The following is a 20,676-nucleotide window of genomic DNA, read 5'->3' as shown; positions in this document are numbered from 1 at the left end:
ACAGGATATTAAGGTTCTTCGTCGTGTCCGAGGCGAACTAGTCCTGTGCACTGGCAGTAGAACAAGGAAGTTCAGCCTGCTTGAGGGCAAAGACAATTTGTGCTTCGGTGAATCGTGACTTTTTCATCGATACCACCTCCGTTCAGGAGAATCTTCATCACGTCAGAATTCTGTTTCTGAATGGAGCAGGATTCCGGGTCAGGATCAGTTCCAGTAAACCTTGAAAAAGAGATATTTATTTTTGAGAAAATCGTGGTATCTGATGATAGAGCAGTATTACATCGTATACTCTGTGCCGACTTTTGTGCATTGATTTTATAAAGAATAGTCTGAGCATTGCTCACTAAATACGGAGATAAGCGTTATTGTGAATAATTCAGAAGTGGATTTAATTACATTGGAGTTTCTTGACATGGAATAGGCTATATCCTAAAAATCTTACTAGTGAATCGCCACGGATAATCTAGACACTTCCGAGCCGTTGATAATATTGGTTTTCATATTCTGTCGGCGACATCTGATCGCTCGAACCATGCCGACGCTTACTATTATAAAACATTTCGATGTAATCAAAAATATCACTGCGGGCTTCTTCTCGCGTTCCGTAGATCTTTTTCTTTATCCGCTCGCGTTTCAGTAACTGGAAAAAGCTTTCTGCAACCGCGTTATCGTGACAGTTACCGCGACGGCTCATACTCCCCTCCAGGCCGTGTGATTTCAGGAACGACTGCCACTCATGGCTTGTGTACTGACTGCACTGGTCCGAGTGAACCAGCACCTGTCTTTGGGGATTACGCCGCCATACAGCCATCAGCAGTGCGTTCAGGACAATGTCCTTTGTCATCCGGGATTGCATTGACCAGCCGATAACCTTACGTGAGAACAGGTCAACAACCACGGCCAGATACAGCCAGCCTTCGTGGGTCCTGATGTAGGTTATGTCCGTTACCCAACGCTCATCCGGAGCATCCGGATTGAACTGTCGCTGGAGCCTGTTGGGCGACACGATACTGGCTTCGCCTTTACGTGCCCGCGGGCTCCGGTACCCGACCTGAGCCTTTATCCCGACACGCTTCATCAGTCGCCAGACTCGGTTCACTCCGCACTGTTGCCCGCTATCCCGCAGGTCCAGATGGATCTTGCGATAGCCATAAACGCAACCGGACTCCAGCCAGAACTGTTTGATCTGGCCCGTCAGTCTCAGATCTGTCTGGTGGCGCTGAGAATGCGGCTGCTGAAGCCAGGCGTAAAAGCCACTGGGATGAACATCCAGCACCCGGCAGAGCAGGCGAACAGGCCAGCAACAGGTGTTGTCACGGATAAAGGCGTACTTCAGTCGGACAGCTTTGCGAAGTACGCCGCGGCTTTTTTTAATATGTCCCGCTCGTCAGTAACCCTCTTCAGTTCCTTCTGGAGCCGGCGGATCTCGGCCTGAGCATCTGACTGTTCTTTATTAGTGGATGAGTCCGGACCGTACTTCTTTATCCAGGCGTAAAGGCTGTGGGTGGTGATATCGAGACGTATTGCAACGCTGGAAACAGAATGACCGCGATCAACAACCTGTTTGACTGCTTCAATTTTAAACTCTTTGGGATAACGCTTACCGTTCATGGGCACCTCTCTTTAAGTCATCTTAAATGACTCCGAAGTGTTTGTTAAACCCGTGGCGATTCATAATATTTATAGAAGCCCTGACCAGACTTTCTGCCATACAGACCGGCGTCTACCATCTGTTGTAATAGCGGAGCCGGGCGGAATTTGGGATCCGCTAAACTTTGATATAACGCTTCCAGTGTCAGTAATACGGTATCCAATCCAATTAAATCAGCCGTTTCCAATGGCCCGGTTTCATGGTTGTAACATTGCCTAAAAATGGCATCGACCTGTTCAGCACTGCCGATTTTTTCTTGCACGACCCTGATAGCTTCATTGATATATAGATGGGAAATACGGTTGGCGACAAAACCAGGAGCATCGTTCACGACAATGTGGCGTTTATTAATCTGAGCGAGGAATGATGCTGCGCGATCAATGGTGGTATCGCTGGTGTGTTTTCCTCGTATGGTTTCGACTATCGGTTTCTGCGGAACCGGATTCATAAAATGCATGCCCAGCACTTTGTCTGCTCGCCGCGTTAAATCGGCCAGGCGGGTAATTGAAATGGCCGAAGTATTGGCAGCAAATATACAGTCAGGAGGGCAAATATCATCTATCTCAGGATAGATTCTTGCTTTGGTAGTCCATTTTTCTGTGGTATTTTCTATAACAAAATCAACATTTTGTATATCATTTAGTGACGTTGTCATGTGAATAAATGAAAACAGGACGTCCAAATCCAGATCCCGATTCATTTTGCCCATCAACATATTTAGCCGAATATTTTGCCGGATTGTTGTCAGGGCCTGTTCCAGAATAGCTTGCTCCAGATCCACCAGGATGACATCAATATGATGCTCTGCTAATACCTGACTGATGCCGGTACCCATGACACCCGCACCGATAACGGCAACTTTACCGATCATGTTAGATCCTTATTCTTGTACCAAGATTTTCTTGGCATTACGATAGAAACTTAATGACGTTCAGGAAAGGTAGAGCAAATAACAATGTCTTTTTCTAGCTCATTTCTGCTGACTCAATTTATAAAACTGACGGTTTCTCCTTTAGTGTATAACGCGAATTTACATGTCGCCAATTGCTGGTTCGATATCAGTCAGTTTGATGACGACTTGTTTATAAAAGAAAATATTTTCCTGCCGGCCACGGTGAAGTGTTCGATAAGAAAAAGGCGCGCCGAATATTTTGCTGGTCGTTATTTGGCAAAGCAGTGTCTTACAGAAATGGGAATACAACAGTTTAATGTGTCTAGCGATAGCAACCGGTGCCCGATATGGCCGGAACATTTGCTGGGGTCGATCAGCCACAGTAACGATAGCGCCGTGTGTATTGTCGCCAAGAAAAAAGATTATGCCGCAGTTGGAGTCGATACAGAAAATTGGGTTGTTCAGGCAAACGCAGCAGAAGAGCTTGGCAATGTTGTACTCGATCAGCGTGAACGGTGGCTGGTTAACACGATGAGTGAAGGGCTGGATAAATACTTTACGCATATTTTTTCTGCCAAAGAATCCATATTCAAAGCGCTATATCCGGCGGTGGGACGGTATTTCAATTTTTCTGCGGCTAAGTTGATAAGTATGGATCTGCCGCAGAATTCATTATGTTTCGAACTGGCGGAGAATCTGGCTGACGCCTACTGCGAGGGCGTGCAGCTGCAGGTCTGGTTTAACGAGTCGGCAAGCGGCGTCACCACGTTGTGCCTGATTGAACACAAAAATATTTCCGGGTGAGTGATTTTAGCCGTGCGGCATTATTCGTATTTTGATGAGTAATGCTAGATTTTGATAATACCGTCGATAAGGGTCTGGCTGTATCCTCCGATCCAGGGATGTCCATCGATATAAGCTACCTTCACTCGTCCACTGTGATTGAGCATTGTGCCCTGACGAGCGCTGTAACTCAGCTTCAGCTTTGTGTCCATGTTACCTGGATAATATTCCATTTGTAGTAACCGGGCGATGCAGGCATTGGCGCTACCTGTCACCGGATCTTCAACCAGTTGTCCATTCTCTATGGTAAATACTCTGACTTCATAATCGTCCTGCATTGTGTGGTCATGAGGTCCATAGAGGGCCAATCCATTGGACTGGCACTGTTGAAGCAGAGATTCAAGCGATGCCAGATTGGGCCGGACATTCAGGCAGGCTGTTGCTGTTTCCATGCGTACCGTAGTCCAGCAAACCCCTATACGTACCGTGGCAGGTGCGTATTGTCTGTCTCTCAAATTATTTCCCAGTATCGTGTTAAGCAGGGAATACTGGTCCTCATGGAGGAGGTCAATCTTCGCCTCGGGTGCCCGAAACGCGAGCTGACCATCGGCGGCGATATTAATGGATACCAGGCCAATGCCACACTGTTGGATAAGCTGGTTGGAAACATGGGGTTTCAGTCCTGCTTCCAATAAGGCATGTGCGGTGCCCAGCGTGGGGTGCCCGGCAAAGGGGAATTCTGATACCGGTGTGAAGATGCGTATCTGATAATCGGCTATCGGGTCGGTAGGTGGAAATACAAAGGTGGTTTCAGAAAGGTGGGTCCAGCGCGCGATATCTTGCATTTGCTCATCACTCAGACCGTCAGCATCCAGTATGACGGCCAATGGGTTGCCTTTGTATGCAAGGTGAGTGAAGACATCGACTTGCTTAAACTTACGTTCTGACGGCATTGGGCACTCCTTTTTGGGCAATGGAAGTGCCCATCTTATAGTTATTGAAAGACATTTGTCCTGTAGGGGATAAACATTGGGTCAGAAGAGATTAAAACTCACACAAATCTGACCGGGATTCTGACTCCGGCTTATGGCATAATGCGCGCCAAATCACATTCTAACGTGAGTAAGTGCTGTGTTAAGTACCAATAATATTACGATGCAATTCGGCAGTAAGCCGCTATTTGAAAACATTTCCGTGAAGTTTGGCAATGGTAACCGCTATGGGTTGATCGGTGCCAATGGCTGCGGTAAATCCACCTTTATGAAAATCCTTGGCGGTGATCTGATACCGACCGCGGGCAACGTGTTTCTCGAACCTAATGAACGATTGGGGAAACTGCGTCAGGATCAGTTTGCGTTTGAAAACCATACTGTGCTGGATACGGTGATTATGGGACACGCTGAGCTGTGGAGGGTAAAGGAAGAGCGTGACCATATTTATTCCATGGCGGAAATGAGCGAAGAAGATGGGTATAAAGTCGCTGATCTGGAAATAAAATATGGCGAAATGGATGGGTATACTGCCGAGTCCCGTGCTGGTGAGTTGCTGCTAGGCGTCGGTATTCCACTGGAACAGCACTATGGGATGATGAGTGAAATTGCACCTGGCTGGAAGTTGCGTGTATTGCTGGCACAGGCATTATTTGCTGATCCTGATATTCTGCTGTTGGACGAACCGACCAACAACCTGGACATTGACACGATTCGTTGGTTGGAACAGGTGCTGAATGAACGTAACAGCACCATGATCATCATCTCCCATGACCGTCACTTTTTGAATATGGTATGTACCCATATGGCGGATCTGGATTATGGTGAGTTGCGTATTTATCCCGGAAATTATGACGAGTATATGACGGCATCGACGCAATCTCGTGAGCGTCTGCTGGCGGATAATGCCAAGAAAAAAGCGCAGATCTCTGAATTGCAGTCATTTGTCAGCCGTTTTAGTGCCAATGCTTCCAAATCCCGTCAAGCGACGTCCCGAGCCCGTCAGATAGAGAAAATCCAGTTGGAAGAGGTGAAAGCCTCCAGCCGCCAGAATCCATTCATCCGTTTTGAACAGGATAAAAAACTGTTCCGTAACGCATTGGAAGTGGAAGGACTGACTAAGGGTTTTGATAATGGGCCACTGTTCAGCCAGCTAAAATTGCTGATTGAAGTCGGTGACAAGGTGGCTATTCTCGGTAATAACGGGATTGGTAAATCGACGCTGATGAAAACACTGGTTGGTGATTTACCACCGGATGCCGGTACGGTGAAATGGTCTGAGAATGTAAAAATTGGTTATTACGCTCAGGATCATGAATATGAGTTTGAGGGAGATCTCACCGTATTTGACTGGATGAGTCAGTGGAAGCAGGAAAAGGATGACGAACAGGCGGTGCGTAGTGTATTGGGTCGTCTTCTATTCTCTCAGGACGATATCAGAAAGAATGTCAAGGTATTATCCGGCGGAGAGAAAGGCCGTATGTTGTTTGGCAAGCTGATGATGCAGCGTCCGAATGTATTGGTGATGGACGAACCAACTAACCATCTGGATATGGAATCCATTGAATCACTGAACATGGCGCTGGAAATGTACCCAGGTACGTTACTGTTTGTGTCGCACGACCGCGAATTCGTTAGCTCATTGGCGACACGTATTCTGGAAATTACACCGCAGAAAGTGGTGGATTTTTCCGGTAATTACGAAGATTACCTGCGTAGCCGTGGTATTGAGTAATCGTTAGCGTCAATATACATGGTAATTACTCAAGGTAGTGGAGGAATCTCCGCTACCTTTTTTATCATCTGATGTCGGATTCGACTTGGTAAGATTAAATCTATTTCAGTATGAAAACAGCGATGAATATCGTGAATGCCACTAAAACTTGCGCCTAGAGAGTGTGTTACTGGCTTAGGAAAAGATAATATCCGTCAGACTTTTTTGCTTTTTAAACTAAAGTATTTAAAGTAACTATAATACAGCGGTGAATATAAGCCTCATGGTAATAAATACAGGTTAAAATAACAAAACGAGCATCAGCAGTTTTAATAGAAATCCACTAAAATCAACATGGTATTTTATTTTATTTTATTTTTGAGTAATTATCTGCGTTAAATCGATTAAGCACTACCAGTAAAAGTGAAAATAGTGGTCTTAACGAGTGATTGCGATAATTTCTCATTTCACCTGATGAAAAAAAATTTAAAAAGACAGCATGTGTATACAGTCACAGAATATACATAAATAAGAGGGTTATTCCCCTGCGGATTGATAGAGATCAAGTCGGTTAAACTAATTTCCTCATTACCATATTCCCACACATCCGCATGTTACTCCGTCTGAGTTACAGGAGAATAATAAAAAATGAGTGGGGAAAATTTAATGCTTTCCCATCACGGCGTTAATCGTCGTGATTTTATGAAGTTATGTGCAGCACTCGCCGCAACCATGGGGTTGACTGATTCAGCTGCGGCAGAAATAGCGCAATCCATTACATCACCGCAGCGTCCACCGGTGATTTGGATTGGTGCTCAGGAGTGTACCGGCTGTACTGAATCATTATTGCGTTCGACTCACCCGACTGTTGAGACTTTGCTGTTAAATACCATTTCGTTGGAATATCACGAAGTGCTGTCCGCTGCTTTTGGTGAACAGGCAGAAGAGAACAAACACCACGCTATTGAACAATATAAAGGGAAATATGTACTGGTGGTGGATGGGTCGATACCGATAAAAGACGGTGGCATCTACTGCGTGGTGGCGGGTAAGCCGATTGTCGAACATATCCGTAACGCAGCAGAAAACGCTGCGGCCATCATTGCCATCGGTTCCTGTTCCTCCTGGGGCGGCGTTCCGGCAACGGGAGGAAACCCGACTGGTGCCGTCAGCTTGCAGGACGTATTACCGGGTAAAATGGTCATTAACATCCCCGGTTGTCCACCTAATCCACACAACTTCCTGGCCACTGTAGCCCATATTATTACCTATCACCGCGCCCCTGCCCTGGATAGTCACAATCGTCCGATGTTCGCCTATGGTCGTTTGATTCATGAAAACTGTGAACGTCGCCCGCATTTCGACGCCGGTCGTTTCGCCAAAGAGTTTGGTGATGAAGGTCATCGTCAGGGATGGTGTTTATACCATCTGGGCTGTAAAGGGCCGGAAACCTATGGCAACTGTCCGACGCTGGAGTTCTGCGATATCGGCGGCGGTATCTGGCCGGTAGGGATTGGCCATCCATGTTATGGCTGCAACGAAAAAGGGATTGGTTTTACCAAAGGGATTTTCCAGTTGGCTAACGTGGAGAATCCAACGCCACGAGTTGAAAAGCCGGCAACTAACAGTCCTGAAGGTGGACAGAGGTCGGCGACAGCGACCGGGCTTATTGGTGGTGTGCTAGGTGCGGTTGCGGGTGTCAGTCTGATGGCGGTACGCGAACTGGGACGTCAGCAAAAACAGAAGGATGCCGGAAAATCATCCCGGGAGGATTGAGCCGTGAACAGACGCAATTTTTTAAACTGGCTTCTGCCGGTGCGTTACTGGCTGGCACACCGCTGGCCAGTCAGGCGGAGGCGACCAATAAGCCGCCGATCCCCGGCGCACTCGGGATGCTGTATGACTCCACGTTGTGTATCGGCTGCCAGGCATGTGTGACCAAATGCCAGCAAGTCAACCATCTGGAACACAACCCGAACAGTAAAATTTACACCGGCGGTGCGCCGACCTGGTCCAACAACGACAAACTGAGTCCTTACACCAATAACATTATCCAGGTATGGAGCTCGGGTGATGGTAAAAACAAGGATCAGGAGCAAAACGGTTATGCTTACATTAAAAAACAGTGTATGCACTGCGTTGATCCTAACTGTGTGTCGGTGTGTCCGGTTTCCGCATTAAAGAAAGACCCAAAAACCGGTGTGGTGCACTATGACCCCGACATCTGTACCGGGTGTCGCTACTGCATGGTGGCCTGTCCGTTCGATGTGCCGAAATATGACTATGAAAATCCGTTCGGCAAAATTCATAAATGCGAATTATGTAATCAGCCCGGTGTTGAGCGTCTGGATAAAGGCGGCATGCCTGGGTGTGTTGAAGTCTGTCCTACCGGCGCGGTGATTTACGGTACTCGTGAGGATCTGCTGGCAGAGGCCAAACGTCGTTTGGCACTCAATCCGGGTGATGAGTATCACTATCCGCGTCAGATGTTGGATAAAAACGATACCTATCTGCACGCCGTGCCGAAATATGATCGCTATGTCTATGGTGAAAAAGAAGCTGGCGGCACTCAGGTACTGGTGTTGGCGGGAGTGCCTTACCAGAATCTGGACTTGCCAAAACTGGATGCGCTTTCTACCGGCGAACGTTCCGAGCATATTCAACACACGCTGTATAAAGGCATGGTGCTACCACTGGCGTTATTAGCCGGGATTTCCGTACTGGTCCATCGAAATACCCGTGAAGACAGGCAGGACCATGATAAGTCACAGGAGGACGATCATGACGGCGCATAAAGCAAGTCCGTTGGGTGGGCGCCAGGTCAGTTGGCCCGTGATGCTGCTGGCACCGTTTGTGGTGATCTGTGCGGTACTTATTCTCAAACGTCTGGTGTTGGGGCTTGGCTCGGTGGCTGACCTGAATGGCGGGTATCCGTGGGGGATCTGGATCTCCTTCGACCTGCTGGTCGGAACCGGGTTCGCCTGTGGTGGCTGGGCGTTAGCCTGGGCGGTATATGTCTTTAACCGTGGTCAATACCATCCATTGGTACGCCCGGCGCTGCTGGCCAGCCTGTTTGGTTATTCGTTGGGGGGGCTGTCCATCACCATTGATGTCGGACGTTACTGGAATTTACCGTACTTCTTCATTCCCGGTTTCTTCAACACCTCATCGGTGCTGTTTGAAACAGCGGTCTGTATGACCATCTACATCGGGGTGATGGCCCTGGAGTTTGCGCCGGTCATCATGGAACGCTTTGGCTGGAAGGTTTCGCTCCAGCGGATGAATAAAGTGATGTTCTTTATCATCGCGTTGGGGGCGTTACTGCCGACCATGCACCAGTCCTCAATGGGGTCGCTGATGATTGCCGCCGGTTATAAAGTGCATCCGCTGTGGCAGAGTTATGAACTGTTGCCGCTGTTGTCGCTGTTGACCGCCTTTATCATGGGATTCTCGATTGTTATTTTCGAAGGCTCGCTGGTGCAGGCGGGGCTGAAAGGACGGGGACCGGATGAAAAAGTGCTGTTTAACCGGTTGGCGCGCGTCACCGATGTATTGGTCTTACTGTTTCTGGTGGTGCGTTTCGGCGAAATTTTCTGGCACCACAAGACCAGTTATCTGCTGGCATTTGATCGCTACTCCATCATGTTCTGGTGTGAATCGGCACTGATGCTGTTCCCGCTGCTGATGTTCCGTCTGGAGCGTTGTCGCCGCGACTCGCGCTGTCTGTTTATCGGTGCAGTCAGTATGTTATTCGGCGCCGCTTTGTGGCGATTGAGCTATTCACTGCTGGCATTCAATCCTGGTGGTGGTTACCACTATTTCCCTAAAGCGCAGGAAATTCTGATTTCTATCGGTTTCGTAGCGATTGAAATCTGCGCATACATCTTGTTAATCCGCCTGCTGCCGGTACTTCCCGCGCTGGAAGGCGTTCATAAGAATCATCAGGCCGAGGTAAAGCATGAGCCAACGCATCACCATTGATCCTATTACCCGCATTGAAGGGCATCTGCGCATTGATTGCGAAATTGAAAACGGGAAAGTCACCAAAGCCTGGTCATCCGGCACTATGTGGCGCGGCATGGAAGAGATCGTTAAGGGCCGCGATCCGCGTGATGCCTGGATTATTGTGCAGCGTATCTGTGGCGTATGTACCACAGTGCACGCGATTGCTTCTGTACGTGCAGTAGAAAATGCATTGGGTCTGAACGTACCGGTTAATGCACAATACATCCGTAACCTGATTCTGGCGTCACATAGTATTCACGATCATATCGTGCATTTTTATCAACTTTCCGCGCTGGATTGGGTAGACGTCACTTCAGCACTGAAAGCCGATCCGCAAAAAGCGGCTAATTTGTTGAAAGGATTGTCTGAGTGGCCACTCAATAGCGCCGCGGAATTTGCCAAGGTGCAGCAGAAGCTGAAGGATCTGGTCGCCAGTGGGCAATTAGGGATCTTTGCCAACGGTTACTGGGGGCACCCGGCGATGGCATTGCCACCGGAAGTCAATCTGATTGCCGTGGCGCACTATCTACAGGCGTTGGAATGTCAGCGTGACGCCAACCGGATTGTGGCGATTCTGGGGGGTAAATCACCACATATCCAGAATCTGGCAGTGGGTGGCGTTGCCAACCCCATTAATCTGGATTCGCCGAGTGTGCTCAATCTTGAGCGTCTGATGTATGTGAAAAGCTTTATTGACCGGCTGGGGGATTTTATCGAGCAGGTTTATAAAGTGGACTGTGCCGTTATTGCGGCCTATTACCCACAGTGGTTGACGTTGGGTCGTGGGGCTGACCACTATCTGAGCGTGCCGGAATTGCCGACCGATGACAAGGGCGGTAGCTTCCTGCTGGCGGGGGGCTATATTGAAAGCGGCAATCCTTCCACCTTCCGGCCGATTACCAGTCATAACGATAAGTTCCTGATCGATGGCATCAAGGAGAGTGGTAAGCACGCCTGGTACAAGGATGACGAACCCCTGGCGCCGTGGGAGGGACTCACTCGTCCTGATTACACGGGCTGGCAGGAAGATGGGAAATATTCCTGGGTGAAATCACCGACGTTCTATGGCAACACGGTGGAAGTAGGGCCAGTGGCCTGGTTGTTATGCAGTCTGGCTGCCAAACACAAGGATACAGAAACCCATTTCGCACAGCTTGGCGCTGCTTACCGGAAACTCAGTGGTCGCACGCTGGAAGAGAAACAACTGCATTCCACATTGGGCCGTGTGATTGGCCGCACCATACACTGTTGTGTGTTGAAGGATACGTTGGCACACCAATGGCAGGCGTTGGTAACCAACATTGGCAAAGGTGATCACGAGACCTTCATTAAGCCGGATTTTTCTCCGGATACCGAGTTTCGCGGCGTTGGTTTCGGCGAAATGCCACGCGGTATGTTGTCGCACTGGGTGGTGTTCAAAAACGGCAAGATAACCAACTATCAGGCGGTTGTGCCATCTACCTGGACCTCCAGTCCGCGTAACTATGAAGATAAAGCAGGTCCGTATGAACAATCACTGGTGGGAACGCCAGTGGCCGATCCGCATAAACCGTTGGAAGTAGTACGTACCATTCACTCGTTTGACCCTTGCATGTCCTGCGCGGTGCACGTGGTGGATACGGTAAACGGCAATGAAGTCACACGGGTGAAGGTGCTGTAATGAATATACTGGTGTTGGGGATAGGTAATCTGTTGCTGAGCGATGAGGCTATCGGTGTGCGTATTATTGAGGCGTTGGAACAGCGCTTTATCTTTACGCCCGCCATCGATATTGAGGATGGTGGTACGTCGGGGATGGAGCTGCTTGAAACCATGGCTGACCGTGATCATCTGATTGTCGCGGATGCGGTGCTGACGGGAAACGCGCCGGGAAACGTGGTGGTACTACACGATGACGAAGTACCGGCGTTGTTTACCCGCAAAATATCCCCGCACCAGTTAGGCTTGTCCGATGTATTGATGGCACTGCGACTTACTGGTGAGTTCCCGAAACAACTCACGCTGGTGGGCGTAGAACCTGACTCGTTGGCGCCAGGGATTGGGTTATCTGCTACGGCGACAGCGGCGATAGAGTCGGCGTTGCTGCATATTGTCGCCGCATTACGGCACGGTGGTGTGACAGTGACTGAGCGTCAGTGCAGTGAGGTGCCTTGTGAGTAATATGGAAAAGCCTGAACACAGTGCTATGTTGGTGGACGATCAACACACTATGCCGGGTGAGCGCAAAGAAAATTCACTTATTCCGGTGCATGATCATCATCCGGCGGCCTGGCTGGAAGCCATATTTACCCGGATAGCGCAGGAAAAAATGCAGTCACTGCCTTTTTATCGGGCGGCAGTTCCGGTCCGGGCCTGCGGTTTTACCCTATTTGAACAGCAATGGTTCGGTTGTCTGCTGACGCCCTGGATGATGAGTCTGCTGGTGTTGCCCGGTCCGCAACAGGACTGGCCGAGGCGTACTCTGGCAGAGCGTCTGGCGTTGAGTCTGCCGTGTGGTCATGTCAATTTTATCGTCGGTGAAATGGACGATGGCATTCAGTATCTCTCCTGTTCGCTGATGTCGCCGATAGATTCGGCATTAAGCGGAGAGCAGGCGATACAACTGGCGGAGCAAAGTGCCAAAATGGCGCTGTCCCTGCCAGTGACGGATGGTGAAGTACCGCAGAATCTTGGCCGACGAGCGCTGTTCAGCCTAAATCGGAGTTAGCAGCATGCATGAGATTTCCATGTGCTACAACGCGCTGGAACTGATTGAACAACAGGCCCGTCAGCATGGCGCACGGAAAGTAAAAGAAGTGTGGCTGGAGATTGGGGCGTTGTCCTGTATTGAAGAAAGCGCGCTGCGCTTTTGTTTTGAATCCGTATGCCGTCAGACGATGGCGGATGGCTGTGAACTGCATTTGCAGGTGCAGCCTGCGCGCGCCTGGTGTTGGGAGTGTAGCGAGATAGTCGAAATCACGCAGCATGACGCTGGGTGTCCGCGTTGCGGCAGCTATAATTTACGCGTTGATGGCGGTGACAGTTTGCAGATAAAACAGCTCGCCATTGAGTGACCACTTGTCCCGGAATGCTTGCCGGGCAAAAACGAAAAGTGTCAGAAACGGTTTTGTAACCGGGAGGAATTATCCCTATGTGTACCACATGCGGTTGCGGTGAAGGGGAGAGTAGAATAGAAGGCGATGAACCCCTTCATTCACATGACCACCATCATGAACATGAACATGAACATGAACATGATCACGAACATGAACATGATCACGAACATGATCACGAACACAGCCATTCTCATCCCAATACTCACTCACATCAGCACCATCATGCTCACGGGCATCATGATCATCACCATAATGAGGGTGAGGCGCGTTATGTCATTATTCATCACCATCATTATTACCATCAGGGCGACGTCAATCACTATTACTATGCCGCGCCGTCTGCGGAGCCGGTTTCTGCCCCGGTAGTGACCCGAGTGTCCGCCGCGCCGGATGAAGAAGAGGTGTTTCAGCCAACAGTCGATCAGCAGGATTTGCATTACGGTCAGGGAGTGGCGGGGACTCACTCACCAGGTATTGGCCAGCAGCGTCTGCTAAAGATTGAGATGGATGTCCTGAGTAAAAACAACCATCTGGCTGCACATAATCGGGAACACTTTGCGGAGCAGAATATTCTGGTGTTGAATCTGGTCTCCAGTCCCGGTTCCGGTAAAACCACCTTGCTCACCAGCACGCTTCATCTGTTGCAGGATCATCTGCCCTGCGCGGTGATTGAAGGTGATCAGCAAACGACCAATGATGCCGAGCGTATCCGTGCGACTGGAGTGAACGCCATTCAAGTCAATACCGGCAAAGGCTGCCATCTGGATGCGCAGATGGTGCATGATGCGGCACATCGTCTACAACTGCCGGACAACAGTCTGCTGTTTATCGAAAACGTTGGTAATTTAGTGTGCCCGGCCAGTTTTGACCTTGGTGAGCGCCATAAAGTGGCAGTCCTTTCGGTAACGGAAGGCGAAGACAAGCCGCTGAAATACCCGCATATGTTTGCTGCGGCATCACTGATGATTATCAACAAGATCGACCTGTTGCCATATCTTGACTTTAATCTGGAAGCTTGTGTGGCCAATGCTCGCCGGGTGAACCCGGAGATTCAGGTCATTGCCTTGTCTGCCCGTACCGGGGAGGGGATGGACGAATGGCTGGCCTGGCTGGAGGGGCAACTATGTGCTTAGGTGTCCCCGGTAAAGTGATCTCGGTAGGTGAAGATATTCATCAGCCTGCCTGGGTGGATGTGTGTGGCGTACAGCGTGCGGTGAATATCGCGTTGGTGTGTGAAGGTGAACCTTCTACGTTGGTAGGGCAGTGGGTGCTGGTACATGTCGGTTTCGCTATGAGCTTGCTGGATGAACAGGAGGCTCAGGATACGTTGGAGGCTTTGCAGTCAATGCAGGCTGTCGGACTGGAACTGGATGAAGTACGGCAAACGGGAGCCATTTATGCAGTACGTTGATGAATTCCGTGATCCTGAATTAGCCAAAGCGATATTGCAGCGTATTCAGGCATTGGTAGCGGATATGCCGCAACTGAAGACGCGACCACTACAGTTGATGGAAGTCTGTGGGGGGCATACTCATGCTATCTTCAAATTTGGGCTGGATCGGCTATTGCCACCGGAAATCGAATTTGTTCATGGACCGGGCTGTCCGGTGTGTGTATTACCGATGGGGCGTATTGATGCCTGTCTGGAGATTGCCGCCCATCCAGAGGTAATTTTCTGCACGTTTGGCGATGCGATGCGCGTTCCGGGGCGCAACGGCTCATTGCTGGATGCCCGTCGCCACGGTGCGGATATCCGGGTTGTCTATTCGCCGCTGGATGCGTTGGTGTTGGCGGAAAAAAATCCTGACCGGCAGGTGGTGTTCTTTGGGCTGGGCTTTGAAACCACCATGCCCAGTTCGGCGCTGACGTTGCAGCAGGCGAAACGGCGTGGTATCAAAAATTTCACGCTATTTTGCCAGCACATCACCATTATTCCGACGCTGCGCAGTCTACTGCAACAGCCCGATTTGCGTATCGACGGTTTTCTGGCGCCAGGTCATGTCAGTATGGTCATCGGCGCGTATCCTTACCAACCGCTGTGTGACCAGTTTCATAAACCGTTTGTCGTGACGGGGTTTGAACCGCTGGATATTTTGCAGGCGTTGCTGATGCTGGTGCAACAGTTGCACGATGAACGTTGTGTGGTGGAAAACCAATACCGTCGCATTGTGCCGGATAATGGCAATCCGCTGGCTCAGCAGGCGATGGATGAGGTGTTTGAGGTCAAAGCCAGTAGTGAATGGCGTGGTCTGGGTGAAATTGCCTTGTCTGGTATGCAACTGCGTGAAACCTATGCCGCTTTCGACGCTGAGCGACGTTTCATGCCGCAGCAACAGGATGTGGCGGATGAGCCGCTTTCCCGCTGTGGTGACGTGTTGACCGGACGCTGCAAACCGGGTGATTGCCCGCTGTTTGGCCAGAGTTGCACGCCACAGAATGCCATCGGCGCGCTGATGGTGTCTTCCGAAGGGGCATGTGCTGCTTATTATCAATATCGCCGGGAGTGTGCCTGATGACGACAGTAGTTCAGCCAAAAGAGATCACGCTGGCCCACGGCAGTGGTGGTCAGGCGATGCAGCAGTTAATTGAGAGTCTGTTTTTACAAGCGTTTGATAATCCATTGTTGGGGCAACGGGAAGATCAGGCGCGTTTGCCGTTGGCGCCGTTGGCCAGTGCCGGTGACCGGCTGGCGTTTACGACTGACAGCTACGTGATTGATCCAATCTTTTTCCCCGGTGGTGACATTGGCAAGCTGGCGGTATGCGGTACGGCCAATGATGTTGCCGTCAGTGGCGCCAAACCACTTTACCTTTCCTGTGGTTTTATCATTGAGGAAGGGCTTAGCGGTGAAACGTTAATGCGCATCGTCAACTCGATGGCACAAACGGCGCGGGAAGCCGGTATTCAGATTGTGACCGGTGATACCAAAGTGGTGCCGCGCGGTGCTGCCGATAAAATTTTCATCAATACGGCGGGTATTGGTGTGATTCCGACGGACGTGCGCTGGGGGACCAGTGAAATCCGTCCCGGGGATAAGATTATTGTCAGTGGAACGCTGGGTGACCACGGTGCCACCATCCTCAATCTACGTGAGAATCTGGGGCTGGAAGCTGAGTTGACCAGTGATTGCGCGGTACTGGAACCGATGATTGCTCCGCTGCGACAGATTGACGGCGTGCGTGCGCTGCGTGATGCCACCCGCGGTGGTGTGACAGCTATTTTGCACGAGTATGCGCAAGCCAGTGGTTGTGGCATGGAGGTACTGGAAAGCACGATCCCGGTGAAACCGGCAGTGCGTGGTATCTGTGAGCTATTGGGACTGGAAGCACTGAATTTTGCCAATGAAGGCAAGCTGGTGCTGGTGGTTTCACTCGAGGCCGAAAACGCGGTACTGGATGCGTTGCGTGCTCACCCGTTGGGGCGTGATGCCACCACGATAGGTAGCGTGACAGAGAAAGAACAGGTCCGTCTGTGCGGGGTATTCGGCGCGACTCGTCTGCTGGATTTGCCGCACAGTGAGCCGATGCCGAGAATTTGCTAGTGTCCTTAATTCCTGGGCTATCAAGAAAGTGTTTTTCCATTGTTTATGCGCTTAATCCGTGGTTTTTTCTGGCGTAATCGGGTTCTTGGGGCGGCGGCGGTGGCTGACCCGTCCCAGGCTGGACGTAAACCGGATAGTGGTGGGAGACACAGGATTTTTTAGCGTTCAACATTATTTACGGTGCCCACAGACTCTCTATGTCATTAAACCACAACGGCATTGAAATCCGCGTAAAAGGTAAAGTGCAAGGGGTGGGGTTTCGCCCTTATGTCTGGCAGCTTGCCCACCGTCTGCAACTGTGCGGTAACGTCAGTAATGATAGTGCCGGCGTGCTGATTCATCTCTATCCTGCGTCGGCGGCAGACACGTTTTTAGTGATGTTACAGGCGGAATGCCCGCCGCTGGCCTATATCGACAGCGTGAAGCATCAGTCTTATTACTGGTCGGCTATTCCCACCGAGTTTGTGATAGAACACAGCGGTGCCGGGCAGATGGACACCCAGGTAGTGCCGGATGCCGCCACCTGCGATGCCTGCCAGCAGGAACTGCATGATCCTGCCAACCGTCGTTATCACTACCCGTTTATCAATTGCACCCACTGTGGCCCACGTTTTACCATCATCCGCAAAATGCCTTATGACCGTCCCTATACCGCGATGGCTGCATTTCCACTCTGCCCGGATTGTTTGCATGAATATCAGAATCCGGCTAATCGCCGCTTTCATGCCCAGCCGAACGCTTGTCCGACGTGTGGGCCACATGTGTGGTTGAGTGATGGTCAGTCAACACTGACAACGGACGATGATGCTATTGTTCAGGTCGCGCAGGCATTGCTGGCCGGGAAGATTGTGGCGGTAAAAGGGTTGGGCGGATTCCACCTGGCGTGTGATGCCACCAATCCGCGGTCGGTGGCATTATTACGGCAGCGTAAACACCGGCCAGCAAAACCGCTGGCTGTTATGCTGCCTGATGAACAGTGGCTGGTGCGTTGCACGACGACGGATGATATCCCGGCGGCATTACGGTTACTGAAAAGTCCGGCCGCCCCGATTGTCCTGCTGCCACTGCGTAAATCGGGGCCGCTGGCAGTGGATATCGCCCCTGCGCTGGACGACGCCGGGTTGATGCTGCCCGCTAATCCGCTACAGCATGTGTTACTGAAGCAGGTAGGATGCCCGTTGGTGATGACGTCCGGCAATGCCAGTGGTAAACCGCCGGCATTGAGTAACCAGCAGGCACTATCCGATTTGGCGGGTATTGCCGATCACTGGCTGTTGCATGATCGTGACATCGTTCAGCGGGCGGATGATTCAGTGGTGAGGATGCACGGGCGTCATGCTGAAATGCTGCGACGCGCACGAGGTTATGTACCGGACGCCTTACCGCTGCCACCGGGTTTTGACTCGCAACCGTCGCTGTTGGCGATGGGCGCTGATCTGAAAAACACGTTCTGTCTGCTGCGAGGGAATCACGCTATTGTCAGTCAGCATCTGGGCGATCTGGCAGACAGTGATATCGAACAGCAGTACCAGCAGGCGATCGCTTTGTTTAAGGATATTTACCGGTTTACGCCACAGGCAATCGCCGTTGATGCTCATCCCGGTTATCTCAGTCATCAGCGGGGAAAACAGCAGGCGTTACAACAACAGATTCCGTGTATTGAGGTGCTGCACCACCATGCTCATCTTGTGGCTTGTATGGCGGAGCATCAACGCCCGCGTGATGCCGGGCCGGTCATCGGCCTGGCGCTGGATGGTATCGGTTATGGCGACCACGGTCAGTGGTGGGGAGGCGAATGTTTGCTGGTGGATTATGCACATTGCCGGTCCTTGGGCGGATTGCCGGCGGTGGCCCTGCCCGGCGGTGATCTGGCAGCCCGCCAGCCATGGCGTAACTTGCTGGCGCAGTGGTTGAAGTTTGTACCTGACTGGGCTGATTTGTCTGAGGCCGCCGTTATTCCGGCGGCCTCGGTACCGTTACTGACGAAAGCGATCGAGCGAGGTCTTAATGCGCCGTTGGCATCCTCTGCCGGACGGCTATTTGACGCGGTGGCTACCGCGACCGGTTTTCCTTCCGCGACCCAGAGTTGGGAGGGCGAAGCGGCCTGTTGGCTGGAGGCGCTGGCCCGACAACATCAGCAGGCGAAGCCGCCGGTTACGATGCCTGTGCTGGAAAACACGCTGGATCTGGCTACTTTCTGGCGGCAGTGGCTGGCGTATCGTGCTGCCCCGGCCGACAAGGCGTATGCGTTTCATGTGGCGTTGGCACAGGGGCTGGCAGCGCTGGTTCAGCGAGCTGCGGCACAGGTTCAGGTCGACACGGTGGTGCTTTCCGGCGGCGTGATGCACAATCGGCTATTGGTACAGTTACTTCGACAATCGCTGTCTGAGTTTGAGGTATTGCAGCCCAGCCGCTTGCCCGCCGGTGATGGCGGTTTGTCGTTGGGGCAGGCGCTGATTGCTGCTGGTCGCCTCTCGTCTTGAGTTGATACCCTCATCGGCTAAACCCTCACCGGTAGCACTGAGACTGCTGGTGAGGTATCCGGTTATTGTCCTTGCAGATCATGGGCGATAGCGGTCTTGAAGTCCGACATCGGACAGAAACCGTTAGCGTCAGTGTTACAACCGTCAATATGCAACGTCACCCGCTGTGCCGGTTTTTTCAGTGACAACGGCGTAGCGTTACGGATTTGCTCGGTAGATTGATAGACATATTCAATTTTCATCAGATCCTGATTAGTTTTTTCATCATGCCAGCGCTGAAATACGATCTTGCCGCTGATCGGGGTGCTTTCATACTGATTGGGTAATTGATAAGGCGCGGTTTTCATCGCGGCAAGCAGGGAGGCAATATTGGAGTCATGACCAACCAATACGGTAACTTTAGCTTTTTGCGCTGTGGCGGCCAGTTTGTTATCTGACGGTGTGCCATTCAATATGGCGCTGATAAAAGTCAGCAATGGTGCGGCGGCATTCTGCGCTACGGCCGGCGAACCAAACAGTGTTTCATGGTATAGGTTTTTAATCTCTTCCAGTTGACGCCACTGTTTTTTATCGCTGATTTTGCCCCAGGCGACTTCATGTTTCGGGTAGCCTTCATAGTATTGCAGCATGAAACCATCGGCTGCACCAGTACCCATTCGCAGTGGACCACTGATTCCCGGCTCCTTGTTCTGTGCGAGAATCACGACGTTACTCTGTGTAGCCAGTGTGCAGGTTTTCTTTTCCATGCAGATTTTAGAGTGTCGATAATCCATCACCTGTTGCAGCACCTGATAATTGTTTTGCAGTCGTTGGTTAATTCCATCGACGCCGCCGGGGCCAGCATGTTGGTTGATGGAATCAAGCGCCTTGTTCTTAAAATCATCGGTAACGTTGGCGGTAATGATCGGATTGAAGGTAGGGTCCATAGTGCCTACGTTGTCCTGATGGTAGACGGTTATTGCACAGCCAGGAAATCCACCTTGCACAAAACTTTTGGCCGTATCAATCGTCCGTGGCAGGCTGTTGGCATACACGAATACCTCGCCTTCCGGCGGGCAACCTTTCGCTGGCAGAACGCCGTAGTGACTGAGCCATTCATGCGTATATTGAGCAGATAGCGCTTCTACCTTTGCCCCTTTGGGTGTCAATAATCCGCCTTCGGTTTTCCATTTTGGCCAATGATGGGGCGTCGATTCAGCCAGAATGTCACCATATCCCACCAGTGGCGCCCGGATGCCGTGACGGCTGAAAATCAACACCTGTTGCAACTGATAGCTGGCCGGTGGTTGAGCCGGTTCAGCTGACTGTACCGATAACGGTAGAATCAGCGCCAGGGTACTGAGGGTAAACATGGGGATTATATTTTTCTTCATTATTTTCCATCCTTTTGTTGTGAAACGGTCAGTTACACCGTTCGTATTAACCATTCTCTAGCATAGACGTGGAAATAAAAGAGAGAACGAGTTAGCGTCGGAAAAACAGCAAAGAAGTTATCACCAGTGCTTCAGGTTCGGATAAGTCTG

General features: G+C 50.9%; 18 protein-coding genes. 14 read left to right on the top strand and 4 right to left on the bottom strand.

What is annotated here, in order from left to right; all coding sequences use genetic code 11:
• Positions 1-463: 463 nt before the first annotated feature.
• Both PCO85_14935 and PCO85_14930 read right to left on the bottom strand, forming a co-directional pair.
• A protein-coding gene (locus PCO85_14935) for an IS3 family transposase (GenBank protein WJV52519.1) occupies positions 464-1,611 on the bottom strand; the annotation gives its coding sequence in 2 pieces (ribosomal slippage) (positions 464-1,374 and positions 1,374-1,611; 1,149 coding nt in all).
• Between the two features lie 44 nt (positions 1,612-1,655).
• Positions 1,656-2,522 (bottom strand): 3-hydroxyacyl-CoA dehydrogenase family protein, encoded by an 867-nt coding sequence (locus tag PCO85_14930; GenBank protein ID WJV52518.1) that lies wholly within the window; start codon positions 2,520-2,522, stop codon positions 1,656-1,658.
• 84 nt (positions 2,523-2,606) lie between these two features.
• Between PCO85_14930 and PCO85_14925 the strand changes: the two genes are divergently transcribed.
• Positions 2,607-3,347, top strand: coding sequence for a 4'-phosphopantetheinyl transferase superfamily protein (locus PCO85_14925; GenBank protein WJV52517.1), 741 nt, complete (start codon positions 2,607-2,609; stop codon positions 3,345-3,347).
• A gap of 44 nt (positions 3,348-3,391) precedes the next feature.
• Here the strand turns inward: PCO85_14925 and PCO85_14920 are convergent, their stop codons facing one another.
• Positions 3,392-4,279: a PhzF family phenazine biosynthesis protein gene (locus PCO85_14920; protein ID WJV52516.1), complete on the bottom strand. Its 888-nt coding sequence runs from the start codon at positions 4,277-4,279 to the stop codon at positions 3,392-3,394.
• A gap of 178 nt (positions 4,280-4,457) precedes the next feature.
• Between PCO85_14920 and PCO85_14915 the strand changes: the two genes are divergently transcribed.
• The 13 genes from PCO85_14915 to hypF all read left to right on the top strand — a co-directional run bounded on the left by PCO85_14915 (position 4,458) and on the right by hypF (position 19,153).
• Positions 4,458-6,050, top strand: coding sequence for an ABC-F family ATPase (locus tag PCO85_14915; GenBank protein ID WJV52515.1), 1,593 nt, complete (start codon positions 4,458-4,460; stop codon positions 6,048-6,050).
• Between the two features lie 627 nt (positions 6,051-6,677).
• Entirely contained in the window at positions 6,678-7,805 is a 1,128-nt protein-coding gene (gene hybO, locus PCO85_14910; GenBank protein WJV52514.1) for a hydrogenase 2 small subunit, read from the top strand.
• A complete protein-coding gene (gene hybA / locus PCO85_14905; GenBank protein ID WJV52513.1) occupies positions 7,802-8,824 on the top strand; it encodes a hydrogenase 2 operon protein HybA in 1,023 nt (340 codons plus the stop codon). The genes hybO and hybA overlap by 4 nt, the downstream gene beginning before the upstream one ends.
• Positions 8,811-10,010 carry a Ni/Fe-hydrogenase cytochrome b subunit gene (hybB, locus tag PCO85_14900; GenBank protein WJV52512.1) on the top strand — a complete coding sequence of 400 codons (1,200 nt, stop codon included), beginning with the start codon at positions 8,811-8,813 and terminating at the stop codon, positions 10,008-10,010. The genes hybA and hybB overlap by 14 nt, the downstream gene beginning before the upstream one ends.
• Complete coding sequence (hybC, locus tag PCO85_14895; GenBank protein WJV52511.1) at positions 9,988-11,694, top strand: hydrogenase 2 large subunit; 1,707 nt, start codon at positions 9,988-9,990, stop codon at positions 11,692-11,694. Before hybB ends, hybC begins: the two co-directional genes overlap by 23 nt.
• Positions 11,694-12,194 (top strand): HyaD/HybD family hydrogenase maturation endopeptidase, encoded by a 501-nt coding sequence (locus PCO85_14890; protein ID WJV52510.1) that lies wholly within the window; start codon positions 11,694-11,696, stop codon positions 12,192-12,194. The genes hybC and PCO85_14890 overlap by 1 nt, the downstream gene beginning before the upstream one ends.
• A gap of 49 nt (positions 12,195-12,243) precedes the next feature.
• A complete protein-coding gene (hybE, locus tag PCO85_14885; protein WJV56097.1) occupies positions 12,244-12,741 on the top strand; it encodes a hydrogenase-2 assembly chaperone in 498 nt (165 codons plus the stop codon).
• Between the two features lie 4 nt (positions 12,742-12,745).
• Positions 12,746-13,087 (top strand): hydrogenase maturation nickel metallochaperone HypA, encoded by a 342-nt coding sequence (gene hypA, locus PCO85_14880; protein ID WJV52509.1) that lies wholly within the window; start codon positions 12,746-12,748, stop codon positions 13,085-13,087.
• 77 nt (positions 13,088-13,164) lie between these two features.
• Positions 13,165-14,262, top strand: a complete 1,098-nt coding sequence (gene hypB / locus PCO85_14875; protein ID WJV52508.1) for a hydrogenase nickel incorporation protein HypB — start codon at positions 13,165-13,167, stop codon at positions 14,260-14,262.
• Positions 14,253-14,540 (top strand): hydrogenase maturation factor HybG, encoded by a 288-nt coding sequence (hybG, locus tag PCO85_14870; protein ID WJV52507.1) that lies wholly within the window; start codon positions 14,253-14,255, stop codon positions 14,538-14,540. The genes hypB and hybG overlap by 10 nt, the downstream gene beginning before the upstream one ends.
• The gene (hypD, locus tag PCO85_14865; protein WJV52506.1) at positions 14,527-15,642 is read left to right on the top strand and encodes a hydrogenase formation protein HypD; all 1,116 of its coding nucleotides are present in this window, start codon (positions 14,527-14,529) and stop codon (positions 15,640-15,642) included. The genes hybG and hypD overlap by 14 nt, the downstream gene beginning before the upstream one ends.
• On the top strand, positions 15,642-16,670 hold the full coding sequence (gene hypE / locus PCO85_14860; protein ID WJV52505.1) for a hydrogenase expression/formation protein HypE: 1,029 nt from the start codon (positions 15,642-15,644) through the stop codon (positions 16,668-16,670). Before hypD ends, hypE begins: the two co-directional genes overlap by 1 nt.
• Positions 16,671-16,867: 197 nt before the next feature.
• The gene (gene hypF, locus PCO85_14855) at positions 16,868-19,153 is read left to right on the top strand and encodes a carbamoyltransferase HypF (protein WJV52504.1); all 2,286 of its coding nucleotides are present in this window, start codon (positions 16,868-16,870) and stop codon (positions 19,151-19,153) included.
• A 62-nt stretch (positions 19,154-19,215) separates the two neighbouring features.
• On the opposite strand, the gene agp is transcribed toward hypF, so the two are convergent.
• Complete coding sequence (agp, locus tag PCO85_14850) at positions 19,216-20,526, bottom strand: bifunctional glucose-1-phosphatase/inositol phosphatase (protein ID WJV52503.1); 1,311 nt, start codon at positions 20,524-20,526, stop codon at positions 19,216-19,218.
• Between the last annotated feature and the right edge of the window lie 150 nt (positions 20,527-20,676).

The sequence above is a fragment of the Prodigiosinella aquatilis genome (assembly GCA_030388725.1).
Lineage (GTDB): Bacteria > Pseudomonadota > Gammaproteobacteria > Enterobacterales > Enterobacteriaceae > Prodigiosinella > Prodigiosinella aquatilis.
Note: the sequence above shows the minus strand (reverse complement) of the source record. Positions and strands in the feature narration are given on the sequence as shown.

Excerpts from the sequence above, each read along its gene's own strand:
- hybO (WJV52514.1), top strand. The coding sequence starts at position 6,678 with ATGAGTGGGGAAAATTTAATGCTTTCCCATCACGGCGTTAATCGTCGT.
- hypD (WJV52506.1), top strand. The coding sequence starts at position 14,527 with ATGCAGTACGTTGATGAATTCCGTGATCCTGAATTAGCCAAAGCGATA.
- PCO85_14925 (WJV52517.1), top strand. The coding sequence starts at position 2,607 with ATGTCTTTTTCTAGCTCATTTCTGCTGACTCAATTTATAAAACTGACG.
- hybC (WJV52511.1), top strand. The coding sequence starts at position 9,988 with ATGAGCCAACGCATCACCATTGATCCTATTACCCGCATTGAAGGGCAT.
- hybG (WJV52507.1), top strand. The coding sequence starts at position 14,253 with ATGTGCTTAGGTGTCCCCGGTAAAGTGATCTCGGTAGGTGAAGATATT.
- hypF (WJV52504.1), top strand. The coding sequence starts at position 16,868 with ATGTCATTAAACCACAACGGCATTGAAATCCGCGTAAAAGGTAAAGTG.
- PCO85_14930 (WJV52518.1), bottom strand. The coding sequence starts at position 2,522 with ATGATCGGTAAAGTTGCCGTTATCGGTGCGGGTGTCATGGGTACCGGC.
- hypB (WJV52508.1), top strand. The coding sequence starts at position 13,165 with ATGTGTACCACATGCGGTTGCGGTGAAGGGGAGAGTAGAATAGAAGGC.
- hybE (WJV56097.1), top strand. The coding sequence starts at position 12,244 with ATGCCGGGTGAGCGCAAAGAAAATTCACTTATTCCGGTGCATGATCAT.
- hypE (WJV52505.1), top strand. The coding sequence starts at position 15,642 with ATGACGACAGTAGTTCAGCCAAAAGAGATCACGCTGGCCCACGGCAGT.
- agp (WJV52503.1), bottom strand. The coding sequence starts at position 20,526 with ATGAAGAAAAATATAATCCCCATGTTTACCCTCAGTACCCTGGCGCTG.
- PCO85_14920 (WJV52516.1), bottom strand. The coding sequence starts at position 4,279 with ATGCCGTCAGAACGTAAGTTTAAGCAAGTCGATGTCTTCACTCACCTT.
- hybB (WJV52512.1), top strand. The coding sequence starts at position 8,811 with ATGACGGCGCATAAAGCAAGTCCGTTGGGTGGGCGCCAGGTCAGTTGG.
- hypA (WJV52509.1), top strand. The coding sequence starts at position 12,746 with ATGCATGAGATTTCCATGTGCTACAACGCGCTGGAACTGATTGAACAA.
- PCO85_14890 (WJV52510.1), top strand. The coding sequence starts at position 11,694 with ATGAATATACTGGTGTTGGGGATAGGTAATCTGTTGCTGAGCGATGAG.